The following is a 13,257-nucleotide window of genomic DNA, read 5'->3' on the forward strand; positions in this document are numbered from 1 at the left end:
GTTAACGGAACAGGGCGCAGTTCCCGGACTCTCGGAAATAACGGATCAGCTTCTCAATAGGCTCACGTCCACAGTTCAGCTTCACTCCTATACAATCAATGCACAGAAATTGCTGGGCAGAGCGCGAGATCAATTTGAGGTAGATGCCCACATCGTCTGAAGAGAGCGGAACCTGACAGGAGGTGCACAGGCGATGTTGAGCCATCTATTTCACCAGTTTGGCCCGGACGACGAGGCAATCATGTGCTGCGACAACGGGAGCGAAGCGTTCACGGAATACGCCAAGCTCTTGATGTTCCCAGCAGTCATACAGGGACAGCGCATAACCGGCAGCGTAAGGCAGACCCATATCCCAAAACTGCAAAGACAATTCCCGCTGGCTGTCACTCAGGTTGAAGAAGCCAATAGCTAGGTCGCCATCTGTGAGTACCTTCACTAGCATAAATACATCGTCTGTGTGAAACCATTGCGGCTCTGGTTTAATGCGGTAAGCTCCGCGCGCTTCTACATCCTGATTGATAGCGATCAGGTCAGAATTCAGGAGAATATCCTTTGTAATCTGGTTAGCCTTGCGCACGTCACATCCGATCATTAATGGGGACCCCATCATGGACCAGAGTGAGAAGTGGGTTTTATATTCGATGTCGTTGCATCCTCCGATGCTGCCAATATAATCATTGTTGCTTCCACCGTACATACCTACAATCAGCATATCCATGTCGTTATGGCAGAAGGAGCCGGTGTAGCTTTGTTTTCCCAATTGGGACAGGGCAAGTTCCTTCACTGAATCCCAATTGTCACGGATATCGCCGGTGGAGCGGTACATATGAGCCCCCGACTCCCGAATCCAATCGTATACGTCGTCAGCTCCCCAGTTGCAGGCGGAGAACAGGATATCGCGTCCGCAGTTTTTGAGCGCAAGGCTCATGCGTTTGTACAGCAGCTCTCCTGAGATATGGCGCGGCTTGAAGCAGTAATCATACTTCAAATAATCAACGCCCCATTCGGCAAAAAGGGCAGCATCCTGGAATTCATGCTCGAAGCTGCCTGGATACCCGGCACATGTATGTGTACCCACGCATGAATACATTCCGAACTTTAGTCCTTTGCTATGGATATAATCGGAAAGCGCTCTCATTCCACTCGGGAATTTCTCCGGGTCAGCCACCAGATTGCCGCTCGCATCACGTTCCTTCAGGCTCCAGCAATCATCAATGACAATGTACTCGTAACCAGCGGCCAGATAACCTTCCGACACAAACACATCAGCGACATCCCGAATTAATTGTTCGTTAATATCCCACGTAAAGGTATTCCACGAATTCCAGCCCAGGGCAGGGGCAAAGCCTAACACTTGATTGTTGCTCATGCTCTCGCATCCTTCCTCATCTCGGTTTTGTAAACAACACTAAACTGAACATAAACGATGAGCGACGTATCCTGCCATAGCTTAACGTTGCTTGGACATGGACATATGTTGCTCTGCTTGTGCTGGGGGAATTAGCTCTTCCAATCAGGCTCTCGGCAGGTATCAGAAGTTGCCGGTAGAAGCATAAGAAAGGAAAAATGTCTGTCTGCGAAGAAGTTATATCTATCTTTTCAGGGATCTGTGCGAAACAATGGTATAGATGTTATGATCGGTGATAATGCTCGAACAGGTTGTCAGAGCCACAGGGAAATTTGAATAGTATTCTGTTCTTTCAGGAAAAATACTCCAGTGGTAGTTCATCATGCGAAAGGTAACAATCTTACCAGAACGATTATTTAGGTGGCAGAATGGTTTGAATCGGATAATGAGCGATTTACCTATCCGGTTTTTCGTTAAACATAAGTGTCTGTTTGATTTGATCAGATATATAATTTATACGATTGGGAGTGTTGCAAAATGAATCTAGATGAAGTGATGCAGGAGCTTGAAGCGCTGGGCAAAGAACGAACGAAAAAAATCTATATCTCCAATGGTGCGCATGAACCGCTATTTGGCGTGGCAACCGGGGCGATGAAACCAATGGCGAAGCGGATCAAAAAGGATCAACCTTTGGCAGAGCAACTATATGCAACGGGGAATTATGATGCGATGTACTTTGCGGGCGTGATTGCCGATCCTCAAGCGATGACGGAAGCTGATTTTGACCGTTGGATTGACGCTGCTTATTTTTACATGATCTCTGACTTTATCGTTGCTGTGACGTTAGCCGAGACAGACATTGCGCAAGAGGTTTCCGATGCGTGGATTGCTAGTGGGGATGAACTGAGAATGTCAGCGGGATGGAGCTGTTACTGTTGGTTGCTCGGCAGTCGAAAGGATGCTGAGTTTTCGGAGAATAAACTGATGGAGATGCTGGAACAGGTGAAAAAGACGATTCATGAATCTCCGGAACGAACGAAATATTCGATGAACAACTTCCTGTATACCGTTGCAACATCCTATCAACCGTTGCATGATCAGGCAGTGGAAACGGCCAAGGCCGTTGGCCCTGTCGAAGTGAACAAGGACATGCCCAAGAGCAAGCTGCTGAATGCCTCTGAGAATATCCAAAAGGCAGTGGATAAAGGGCGAACGGGTTTCAAGCGTAAATATGTAAGATGCTGAAATTTTCGCCGTATCGTCAGTTTTAACATATGGAACATATGGTTATCGTGGGATTGAAATCCACAATCTCCATGTTATAATGAGGACAGAAACAGCTTATAATGCAAAGAGAGCCGTGCGGTAACACGACTCTCTGACGCAATAGCCGCTTTTAAGGGCGGTGGGCTTAACAAGCAGGGTACCGACTAAATAGACCGCAACCTTTGCAAGGGTGGGCGGTCTATTTGTGTTTTCAACTCGATATAGCAGCATCAAATCTACGTATAATATAAAAAACCGAAACCTCTACATATCGTTCCTTTTAACCATTTCTTTGGCTTGCTGCCTGCCCGCTGAGAGAAAGCTGTCGCTAAGCTCAGGATCACTAACAGAGCGTGCAAGTACAAGCGAGCCAACCATTGTACTGAACAGTGCACGACCTCTGGACACATCGATCTCAGCCAGATTGGAGATAAAAGTGATCATCCGCTCCAATTCATGGGTAAATACCTGCCGAACCTCTTCGGACGAACGGGATATTTCGCTGGAAAGGGCGGGGAAAATACAGCTCATTTCCGTTTGGTCGCGGTGATACGGACTCAAATAATAATCGATTACTTTATTAATTTTGGAATCCTGCTCTTCCTGATCAGCCACGTTCTGTAGAAGTGTAATGGTATCACTAATGGCATATTCACAGGCTTCGGCAACCAATTGTTCCTTGTTGTCAAAGTGTGAATAGAACCCTCCGTGAGTTAATCCAGCTCCCTTCATAATAAACGGGACGCTCACCTCCTGGATACCATTGGTGCGAAAAGCTCGTGCCGCACTCTCAACAATCTTACCTCGTACTTTTATTTTATGTCCTTTGGGATAGGGCATGATCACTCACTCCATAGCTTCATCGTTCTGCTTTTCTAAAATATTATAGTCATCATAATAAAGCCTGTCAATCTGGGGACTGGATATCTGTTCATTTTCAAAAGGGCCAATACGATTGTTGACGGCCTTAAAATATGATGGTTATAATATATTACGGTCATCATATTTTAAATTGACTTCAAATCGGGAGGTATCAGACTATGAGCAAGCTTGAATCTGTGGATACGTTAGTTATTGGATCAGGTCCAGGGGGATATGTGGCGGCGCTTCGTTCTTCGCAGTTGGGGATGAAGACGGTAATTGTTGAACGTAAACAGCTTGGCGGGGTCTGTACACATGTGGGTTGCATACCATCCAAAGCCTTAATTGCGGAATCGCATCGCTATGATTGGTTCAGACAGTTCAATCAAGCTGACGCGGCAGCTACATTTAAGACTGCTCAGGATTTTAAACAGGGGGTTGTGAATAAACAGGCAGGTGGCGTCCACTATTTGTTAAAGACTGCGGGTGTGACCATTCTGGAAGGAGAGGCCAGTCTGGTGGATGAGCACACAGCCATGATCCAACAAACTGGACAGGAGCAAAGCATTTCTTTTAAAAATCTCATACTGGCAACGGGGTCTCGTCCAATTGAGCTGCCAGCATTTCCAGTTGGAGGTCGCATCTTATCTTCCACAGAAGCATTATCTCTACAGGAGGTTCCGAGTAGTCTGGTTGTGATCGGCGGAGGGTATATTGGGGTGGAGCTTGGACAGATGTATGCCAAATTTGGAACCAAGGTAACGATTCTGGAGGGAGGGGCCCAAGTATTGCCTGGATTCGAGGGGGAACTTGTAGCCCCTGTAGTCAAACAATTGAAGGCGGATGGCATCCAGATCGTAACCGGAGCGATTGCTGAAAAGGTGGAGCACAAAGCGGATTCCGTTACACTGCATTATTCAAAAAAACAGGAGCAGCAACAAGTTACAGCAGAATATGTACTGGTTACGATCGGCAGGAAACCCAATACAGACGGCCAGTTAGGACTGGAACGCATAGGTTTGCCCGTAACAAACAAGGGACTGGTTGACACGGATGAACAGTGCAGAACGGTTATCCCGCACATTTATGCCATTGGAGATATTACAGCCGGTCCGGCACTTGCCCACAAGGCATCCTATGAAGCCAAAGTAGCCGCAGAAGCCATTGCGGGTCTTACCTCCAAAGTGGATTACAAGGTGATTCCGCTTGTCGTGTTTTCTGATCCGGAGCTATCCAGTGTTGGGGTAAATGAGACGGAAGCCAAAGCACAGGCCATTCCGGTGGTTATTGGGAAATCTTCTTTCGGAATCAACGGAAGAGCGTTGGCGTTAAGGGAAACCGAAGGTTTTGTGAAAATAGTGGCTGACCCGACATCAGGAATTGTCATTGGCGCGCAAATCGTCGGCGTGGAGGCATCTACACTGATATCGGAGCTCGCACTCGCAATTGAGATGGGGGCAACCGTGGAAGATCTGGCCATGACGATTCATCCTCATCCGACTTTGGGAGAAGTGATCATGGAAGCAGCCGAGAACGCGGTCACCAAAATGATGATGAAAAGTAAAAGTGCACAGCAAATTTAACTATATAAATTGAACTACACATTTACACGAAACGGAGAGGACAGAAAGAACCTGAAGAAGCGGAGCGTTCGCCTTTATCACTGGATTTACCCTTTATAAAAGGAATCAAAAAATCTGGGGATAACAGCGATCGGAAGGTTGTTCTGTCATCGGAGTGTCCAGTGTAAATATTTTTAGTTCAACTTATATACACGAGGATTGGGAATGGGAGAGATATAAGAATGAAGATAAAAGCAGGTTTGTATATCGGAATTGCGATGGTGTTTATTATTGGAGGTTCACTTCTTGCGGTTAAAGGGAAGGATGCTGTAAGTCAGGCCGAGAGCCGGAAACAAGGCATACTTGAGGCAGAGCAAACGACTTTATTTTATCAGAATAGTCCCGGGACGATTGCAGAGGTTGGTGCATCTACGGGGGACTTTGTGAAAGAGGGAGAGGTTCTTCTCAAAGTGAAATCAGCAGGGGAGGGAGATGTGGATGTACTCGCACCGTATGACGGGTTGGTTGACCGAGTTGCTGTAAAGCAGGGGGATCAAGTCCAAGCAGGAGTCCCGCTAGCAGTTGTGCAAAAGAATACGTATTACACCGACCTTTACATACAGGAAAGTGAAATTCAACAGCTTGCAGTGAATCAAAGCATTGATGTTCATTTCCCGTATTTGGATCAGCCAACGCAGGTGAAGGGGAGCGTTATTTCCATCTCAACTGCTCCTCAGTTTGCGAACTTGCGTATGTCGCGGGAAAAAGGGCAAGCCGATTTAAGTATGTTTCTGGTCCGAATATCGATGGATTCGAATACCGATTTGCTTCCGGGGATGACAGCAGAGGTGAAACTTGATGAAATCACTGATTGACGAGTGGAAGTACGTCGCAGGGAGTAAGTATATACGGCTAATTTTTATTGGGCCAATGATTGCAGCCTTATTTTTCGGATTAATGTTCTCGCAGAATCAACTTAATAAATCACCAGTTGTGGTCATTGATGAGGATCATAGCGAATATTCACGGCAATTGATCTCCAAAATAAATGCGTCACAATACATGAGCGTCAAAAGCTTATATGCGAGCCGAATGAGTCCTGAAATATTGCTTGCCAATGAGCAGGCTGTAGCGGTCATTATGCTTCCCAATCAGTTGGGATTGCGCCAACAACAAGGGAAATCGACGAATATCGGCATATTGATGGATAACACGATGCCCTCGGGGCTAACCGGTGTTCGCACTGCGATTCAGGAGATCATCCAGACGGAAAATATGACCCTTTCCATGACACGTCTGGTCCAAAAAGGGATGGATGCCGAGACTGCTAAAGGAATTGTGTCACCGTTATCCCTTCAGCAGCGGATGCTGTTTAATCCAACCTCCAGTTATGTAGGTTTTATGGTACTTGGATTTGTGAATATCGTAGTATTGATGATTACGACAAGCGCAGCAGGATCGATTGTACCTCGGCTTCGTCAGGAAGGGAAAATGTTTGCCAACGGAAAGTCACCTTTTCAACTATGGGTTCGGAGTGTACCTTACGCTGTGTTGAGTTCACTTTCACTGCTTCTATCCTATGGATTATTAAAGCAGGTGGGGGGAATGCGGTTTGAAGCAGAGGCTTATCTTTTTATCATTCCGTTAGTTGTTTATGCTGTTGCTTTGTCACTCATGGGTATGCTGATTGGATACACTGCCAAAGATATGTCGAAAGTAAGCCTACGAACCAGTTTTGTATTGTATCCCTCCTTTCTGGCTACGGGAATTCAATTAACGCCGCTGGCGTTCCCAGAACCGTTCCAAATGTTCGCATGGGCATTACCCATGAACTGGCTTAACCGTCTGATTCGTGGAATGGCGTTTAGGGACGGGGCGCTGACAGCCTACAGTCAGGAGTTGGGGGCATTGCTGATTATTATTGGCGGAGTGTCCTTGTTTATGGGATTACTGTTTTTGCGGGAAACAAGGAAAGTTTCTTCCAGCAGAGCACCCCTGTTGAATACGGATATATTGCCGAGCAGTAATTAATTTTTTAAGAATCGTTAAACAACGAAAAAAGACGCACGGGAGTCATTCCTGTTGCGTCTTTCTGTTTTCTTTTAATCTCATTCGTGCCTCCCATACGGTGAGCTATTTTCCATATTCAAAAATGGATCGTGATAAAGAGGGAAATACCATAGATTGATTCTCATTAATCGTCATCATTATATGATATAATTTTTCACTGAGAGTACAGAAATGGAGAGCAAGAACGGCTTGATCCAGCTACTCCATAGCTGTGCCCAGTTGTGACCTACTGCTCAGATGAAGACTTCCAAGGGAGCACTGGCTTTTAGGATATAGAGCTGCACGCAGATAAAATTATATATTGTGGGAGTTGTCTAACGAATCATGAATAAAAAAGAAGTCGCGCATATACGCAAGCAGTTTAAACTCGATCACGATCTACTGAATATTTACGATATTCTCAACGTGTATATTACGAAGGAAACCAATGAGGTCTATCACTGGGAGCGTCACCCGTTCGAACTGGTGGACAGAGAGAAACAGGAGCTGTACATGGGCAATTTCAAAAAATTGCTGACAGGTGATTTGGATCAGAAGTTGTTTGAATTGAAGTTCCAGGAAGCGGCGGAGGACCCGGCACAGGTACTGCTTCACCAGGCTCTGGTTACAGGTGATCCGGATGAATGGCAGGATCTGATGCTGCTGCTCGTGGATCGAATGTTGGTGGATACGAAGTTTGAGCGGGACATGGTAGCTACGTTCGTGCGTGGACAGTATTATCTGCCGACCAAGGCTAGAAACGAAGCCACGGAAGAGAGTGAGAAGAACGAGGTGTTCGCCCATCCGTTCATTCTGTGCAGCGTGAATTCCACGGAGAAGCAGCGGAAGACACTCTTGTTTGATTACGTGGAGAGAGAATTCAAATACAACATAATTATCGATCCAATTATCAAATTAAGCACGCCAGAGCAAGGGTTCCTGTATCCTAGCGTAACGGACAACTACTCCGATGTGAATCGTGTACTCTATTGTACAGGGAAATCCAATTTCCCGGATCCGCATTTTGTTGAAAATGTATTGAATGGAGAAAGATCCGTAACCGCACTGGAAGAACGGGCGATCTTCGAAGATATCGTCAAGGAAGTGGCCGGTGAACAGCTCGATTCAGCCACCATTGCACATGTATACGAGGAGATCAACCGAGTCATCGAGATTAACGAAGAGTCCCATGAGGAAGAACCTCCGAAGCTGGATTATAAAGATCTGGAACGTGTACTGACCGCAAGCGGTATAGAGGATCTGACAACGGAGAAAGTAGAACGTGCCTTCGAAACGATCGTTGATAACAAGAACTATGAGATGAAGGCAACCAGTGTTATGCCGAAGTTTACGTCCAAGTCCATTAAGATTGAGACCAAGGTTGCTACGATTTCGGTTAGCCCGCAAGACCTGAGATATGTGAAGCAGGTGAATTATCAAGGCAGACGTTGCATCATGATTGAAGTGGACGAAGATGTTGTGATTGAAGGCTTTACCCTTAATACAGAAAAACTTATAAATGAGTAATTGATTCTAGACAATGATGATGTAAAATCATCCGACCAAGACGAACGAGCGAACGTCCATCTATGTTGAAAAAAAGCCCAAGCCTAAAGCAACATTGAACTGTTCCCTGTCATAGTAGACCGTAGAAGACTACGATGGGAGCAGTTCATTATCGCCAAGGCATGGGCTTTTTTGCTATTTTATGATTGTTGCAGCAGTTGTTTGATATCCGCTGCCGGACTGGAGCCAAGCTCTTCTTGGAGCAATTCCTCCAGCACCAGATACTGGCGCTGCGCTTCGGTTCTTCGTCCAAGCGATAGGTACAACAGGATGATCTCGCGATGAATATCTTCCCGAATCGAATCAATCTGGAGGATACGTTCAAAATAATACAGCGCTCGTAACGGCTCGCCTGCCTTCGCGTGATAGTGGGCCGCAGTTTCCATCGTCATGATGAAATCCAGTTCCAGCTGTCTGGACCACGCGAAAGCCCACTCATAATGCCTTCCTTTCAGAAGTTCACCCGTATACAACGTGTCCATCCGCTCGAAGAGATCGGGGCGATGTGCCGAGGCCTGACGCATCTGTCGGAACAAAGTCTCGAACTCGTACAGATCGCAGTCAATCGCTTCCCGGTCGATACGGATACCGTTTCTGTCCTTGAGAATGATCGGCACGTCACTGTTATCGCCGATGGCACGCCGCACGTAGTACAGTGTGGAATTGATGTTCGTCCAGGCCTTCTGCGGACTGAGGTCCTTCCACAACGTATCAGCCAAGGCATCTCGGGTGGTTGATTTGGTATACAGCAAGAATGCCAGCAATTCTTCCGTCTTGGGCGTTCTAAGCTTGATGGGACTGTCTGCTCCGGCTCCGCCGAACACGGTGAATTCACCGAACAGACGAACGTTCAGTTTGGGTCCAGGCACCGCTGGTTCAGGTGTTGTCACGGACTTGTGAAGCTTTTCCTGCAACCGTTTGATGCTGCGGTTCAGTCGCTCAGCCGTGACCGGCTTGATGACGTAATCGATCACCTCTTTGTCGAAGGCCTGCACCGCATATTCCTCATATCCAGTCACCAGCACGATTGGAAGTGAAGGATGATGTTTACGCAATTCACCAATGAGTTGCATACCTGAGATGCGAGGCATCGTAATGTCCAGAAATGCCGCATCGAAGCTATTCTCTACCGCATATTCACAGGCTTCCTCCGGGTCATGAAACGCACGAGATACCTCGACTTCACCACTTTCTGTCAAAATACGATTCAGTCGCTTCAGAGACAAATCCTCATCATCCACGATGATGACTTTCATCTTCATGTTTCATAACCCCCGTTCCCATCTGTGCTTAGACGTTGATTTGGAAGATCAAAGGTAATCCGCGTTCCCTCGCCGTCCAGACTTTCCATCTGAAGGTGTCTGCCATACAGCAGGTTCAACCGGCTGGAGATATTCCATATTCCCACGCCGTTACTGCCATCGGTAGATTGCCGAATTTCATCCATCCGTTCCCTGGTTATACCAATTCCGTTGTCCTCGATGGTGAACCGTGTTTCCGTATCATTCAGATTACGTATAGACAACATGACGCGGCCCCCGTGAATGCTGGACATCAGGCCGTGACGAATCGCGTTTTCAATCAGGGGCTGTAATGTGAGCGGTGGAATGTCCATGTTCCGGTTCACGTCCGCATCCACGTCGATGATGACCTCCAACCTTGGGCCAAAGCGAGCTTGTTCAATCGCTACATAGGCCTCGATCATCTCCAGTTCGTTCATCAGGCTTGTCTTTGAGTCCAGATGTTTAAAGTGCACACTCCGCCTTAAGTAACTCGATAATTGCAAAATCAATTGTTCTGCCCGATTCGGCGCATCCACACACAATTCGGCAATGGCGTTCAGGGCGTTATACAGAAAGTGCGGGTTCATCTGTGACCGCAAAAAAGATATTTCCGCATCTCGCGCAGCTTGCACGGATGTTTTCATCCGAGTCAAACCGCCGATCCGTGCCAGCAGTTCCTCCGATTCGAACGGCTTGGATACAAAATCATTGGCACCTTTCTCCAAGGCCAACTTCAATTGATTGGCTTTATTACTCGCCGTCAGCATGAGGACAGGCAACTCGGAAGGAGAGAAGCGCTCCCTGATCCGTTCCAGTAATTCGTAACCCGACATGTCGGGCATCATGATATCAGCAATGACGAGATGCACGGCGGGAAGCTGGTCGAGCAATTCCAGTACCGAAGGTGAGCGTGAAGTGACCGCGTAACTGTATCCTTCCAGCTTCAAGAGATTCACTATTGTCTGTAAATTAGCTGAGTCGTCATCCACAACGATGATCCATTCGTCTTTATTCCCTTGTACAATCGTTGGTTCTTCGAACCGGAGTAGCCGATTATCAGGACCTGTAGGAGCGATGGTAAGTGGCATGACGTTGGAACGTTTCTCTCCTTTATTCTCTGCCAGCGGAAAGGTCAGGATGAACGTGGCACCCATGCCGGGTGCCGATTCCGCATGAATGGTTCCGCCGTGCAGCTCGACCAGCTTGCGCGTAATGCTCAGTCCTAGACCGGTGCCACCAGCAACGACTGGCCCCGTATCTGCTTCCTGCTCGAACGGCAGGAAGATATGTTCCAGCTTGTCCGTACCGATACCACGGCCGGTATCGATAATGCGTATCTCCGCTTTGCCTTGCACAACCGCAGCTTTGATGCTTACCGTGCCACGTTCCGTGAACTTAACAGCATTGCCGATTAGATTATGCAAAATCTGAATCAGTCGATTGCCGTCTGCATAGATCGGCGGGAAATGCGACGGGATGCGGTTGATAAGCTCCACCTTTTTCGCGCCAAGCAGGAAGGAGTGCATACGCATGACCGATTCGACAAACGAGTACAGATCGGTCGAAGAACGGTGGAGCGGGATGTCGCCATGTTTCATTTTCGAATAATCCAGCAATTCATCGACCAGATAAGTTAATCGTCTGCCACTTCCCGTCACGATCGCCAGATTGTGCGCTTGCTCATCGGTAAGGGGACCTTCTGCGCCTTTAAGCAGGCTTTCACTAATGTTAACAATCGCGTTCAGCGGTGTTTTGAGCTCATGCGAAGTATTGGACAGGAAGTCGTCCTTCACCTTGTCCAGCAAGAGCAACTGATCTTTGAGGGTGCGGACCGTACGATAGGCCTCGAAGAACCGAAGCACCGCCAGAAACAGCATCAGGATGCTGAACAGGACAATGGAAGCCTGCCCGATGTTCATGTTTTCCTTGAGTGAGATCGAGAAGAGATTAATGTCCAGACAGTACAGCACGATGCTTAAGAGAGCCGCATACCACAAGAAAGTAGAGAGCCGTTCGCCCTTCTCACTGGTCAGAAACTGTGATGCGCATTGATACAGCAACCACAATAGCAGCAACGTGTACATAACGACGACGTAAGGCGCAGCAAGCCCATAGACGGAAATAGGCAGAAGCGCGACCATGCATAAATAAGCTCCGAAAATGATCAGGATCACCGTTGTGAGCATACCGGACAGGATGCCTGTTTTGAATCGGTAGAAGTAAAAGGTCAATAGACCCAGACATGCCACGGAGCAGAAATCTTTTAATTTATAGAGTGTGCTAAAGGGAATTTCCGTGCCCGCCATGGATAACACACGTTCGCTGATCATCCCGTTATAGAGTGCATATAACAGACAGATTAGACCAATCAGCAGTAGGGAATCGTCCCTGTTTCGGTAGAGTGCAGACCCCACGTAACTGACGAGGAATATGATCGAAATGGTAGCCAGTACAGCGAGCGTGCCGAATTCGATAGCTGTGTTGAATTGATGTTTTTTCAGCATGGCTGCTTGTTCGCCGAAAAAGAGTGGACCCGGAATACCAGAGTCCGTGTAATCGTAATTAGCCACCCGAATCAAAATCTCAATGTCACCGCCATGATAGGGGAAAAAGCCAATCTGGGGGGAGTTGCCTGGTCGGTAACCTGCTGATTTTGCCACAGCATGCCCGTCTTCCAGCAGCTTGTTGCCATTGATGTAGATCTCGCTGGCAAAACGAATGTTCATTTTTTTGATCGCCAGCGTTCCTTCAACAGGTGCGTTACGCAGCACCAGTCGATACGTGGCGAAGCCGTGGGTTGGCAGTCGTTCGCCATTCACTTTAAGTCGATTCCAGGAGCCGGGAACGGTTGCATAGGTGTCGGGTGCTTTCGTTGGTCCAGCCTGATTCGATGTTGCAGATTCGTCAGGAAGCAATCGCTCCCAGTAAAATTCCCACTCCCCGTCCAGCTTGATCCGCTCGTCTTGTTCAGGATTCCAGGCCGAGAGGTCCAGAACACCTTGACGGGCATGAAGCACAGCAGATTGTGGTTCTCTGATCGTTGACAGCAGCAGTACGGTAATAGCGAGTACAACAGTCAGGACAACGCCTGAAATTTTTAATAACACGAAATGCTGCTCCTTTAGAGATTGTTCGCTTCGGACAAAATCTCTTGTATTCTATCGGCATTGTAGCGAATATCTCTGGGGGGCGCAATCACATTTCGACAAAATTTTTTCTGTTTATTCCTTGTTTATTGTGATCCATTATAATGCGGAAGCAAGATATGTCGAACGGACGCAGAAAAAGCATCGAAAGACCTATCTTTGCGCGACTATGGGCT

10 protein-coding genes are annotated in these 13,257 nt (G+C 47.4%); 5 read left to right on the forward strand and 5 right to left on the reverse strand.

Annotated features, from left to right (window positions below):
• Nucleotide 1: 1 nt before the first annotated feature.
• Together MKY44_RS04120 and MKY44_RS04125 are read right to left on the reverse strand one after the other, a co-directional pair.
• Nucleotides 2–205, reverse strand: coding sequence for a hypothetical protein (locus MKY44_RS04120; RefSeq protein WP_074093540.1), 204 nt, complete (start codon nt 203–205; stop codon nt 2–4).
• On the reverse strand, nt 206–1,369 hold the full coding sequence (locus tag MKY44_RS04125; RefSeq protein WP_341006112.1) for a glycoside hydrolase family 27 protein: 1,164 nt from the start codon (nt 1,367–1,369) through the stop codon (nt 206–208).
• Nucleotides 1,370–1,885: 516 nt separating this feature from the next.
• Here MKY44_RS04125 and MKY44_RS04130 point away from each other — a divergent pair.
• Nucleotides 1,886–2,593 (forward strand): DNA alkylation repair protein, encoded by a 708-nt coding sequence (locus MKY44_RS04130; protein WP_341006113.1) that lies wholly within the window; start codon nt 1,886–1,888, stop codon nt 2,591–2,593.
• A 285-nt stretch (nt 2,594–2,878) separates the two neighbouring features.
• Here the strand turns inward: MKY44_RS04130 and MKY44_RS04135 are convergent, their stop codons facing one another.
• Nucleotides 2,879–3,454: a TetR/AcrR family transcriptional regulator gene (locus tag MKY44_RS04135; protein ID WP_341006114.1), complete on the reverse strand. Its 576-nt coding sequence runs from the start codon at nt 3,452–3,454 to the stop codon at nt 2,879–2,881.
• A 200-nt stretch (nt 3,455–3,654) separates the two neighbouring features.
• On the opposite strand from MKY44_RS04135, the gene lpdA reads away from it, so the two are divergent.
• From lpdA to MKY44_RS04155, 4 genes are all read left to right on the forward strand, one after another.
• Nucleotides 3,655–5,058 carry a dihydrolipoyl dehydrogenase gene (lpdA, locus tag MKY44_RS04140; RefSeq protein WP_341006115.1) on the forward strand — a complete coding sequence of 468 codons (1,404 nt, stop codon included), beginning with the start codon at nt 3,655–3,657 and terminating at the stop codon, nt 5,056–5,058.
• A 221-nt stretch (nt 5,059–5,279) separates the two neighbouring features.
• Entirely contained in the window at nt 5,280–5,912 is a 633-nt protein-coding gene (locus tag MKY44_RS04145) for an HlyD family efflux transporter periplasmic adaptor subunit (protein WP_341006116.1), read from the forward strand.
• The gene (locus MKY44_RS04150; RefSeq protein WP_341006117.1) at nt 5,896–7,068 is read left to right on the forward strand and encodes an ABC transporter permease; all 1,173 of its coding nucleotides are present in this window, start codon (nt 5,896–5,898) and stop codon (nt 7,066–7,068) included. Before MKY44_RS04145 ends, MKY44_RS04150 begins: the two co-directional genes overlap by 17 nt.
• Before the next feature lie 363 nt (nt 7,069–7,431).
• Nucleotides 7,432–8,613: a DUF4317 domain-containing protein gene (locus tag MKY44_RS04155; protein ID WP_341006118.1), complete on the forward strand. Its 1,182-nt coding sequence runs from the start codon at nt 7,432–7,434 to the stop codon at nt 8,611–8,613.
• Between the two features lie 179 nt (nt 8,614–8,792).
• Here MKY44_RS04155 and MKY44_RS04160 read toward each other — a convergent pair whose 3' ends face one another.
• On the reverse strand, nt 8,793–9,914 hold the full coding sequence (locus MKY44_RS04160) for a response regulator (RefSeq protein ID WP_341006119.1): 1,122 nt from the start codon (nt 9,912–9,914) through the stop codon (nt 8,793–8,795).
• A complete protein-coding gene (locus MKY44_RS04165; RefSeq protein WP_341006120.1) occupies nt 9,911–13,042 on the reverse strand; it encodes an ATP-binding protein in 3,132 nt (1,043 codons plus the stop codon). The genes MKY44_RS04160 and MKY44_RS04165 overlap by 4 nt, the downstream gene beginning before the upstream one ends.
• Between the last annotated feature and the right edge of the window lie 215 nt (nt 13,043–13,257).

It is taken from the genome of Paenibacillus sp. FSL R7-0026 (genome assembly GCF_038004485.1).
GTDB lineage: Bacteria > Bacillota > Bacilli > Paenibacillales > Paenibacillaceae > Paenibacillus > Paenibacillus xylanexedens_A.

Bases quoted from the DNA above. Each gene is read 5' to 3' on its own strand.
- lpdA (WP_341006115.1), top strand. From the start codon at position 3,655: ATGAGCAAGCTTGAATCTGTGGATACGTTAGTTATTGGATCAGGTCCA.
- MKY44_RS04150 (WP_341006117.1), top strand. From the start codon at position 5,896: ATGAAATCACTGATTGACGAGTGGAAGTACGTCGCAGGGAGTAAGTAT.
- MKY44_RS04130 (WP_341006113.1), top strand. From the start codon at position 1,886: ATGAATCTAGATGAAGTGATGCAGGAGCTTGAAGCGCTGGGCAAAGAA.
- MKY44_RS04125 (WP_341006112.1), bottom strand. From the start codon at position 1,369: ATGAGCAACAATCAAGTGTTAGGCTTTGCCCCTGCCCTGGGCTGGAAT.
- MKY44_RS04135 (WP_341006114.1), bottom strand. From the start codon at position 3,454: ATGCCCTATCCCAAAGGACATAAAATAAAAGTACGAGGTAAGATTGTT.
- MKY44_RS04145 (WP_341006116.1), top strand. From the start codon at position 5,280: ATGAAGATAAAAGCAGGTTTGTATATCGGAATTGCGATGGTGTTTATT.
- MKY44_RS04155 (WP_341006118.1), top strand. From the start codon at position 7,432: ATGAATAAAAAAGAAGTCGCGCATATACGCAAGCAGTTTAAACTCGAT.
- MKY44_RS04120 (WP_074093540.1), bottom strand. From the start codon at position 205: ATGGCTCAACATCGCCTGTGCACCTCCTGTCAGGTTCCGCTCTCTTCA.
- MKY44_RS04160 (WP_341006119.1), bottom strand. From the start codon at position 9,914: ATGAAGATGAAAGTCATCATCGTGGATGATGAGGATTTGTCTCTGAAG.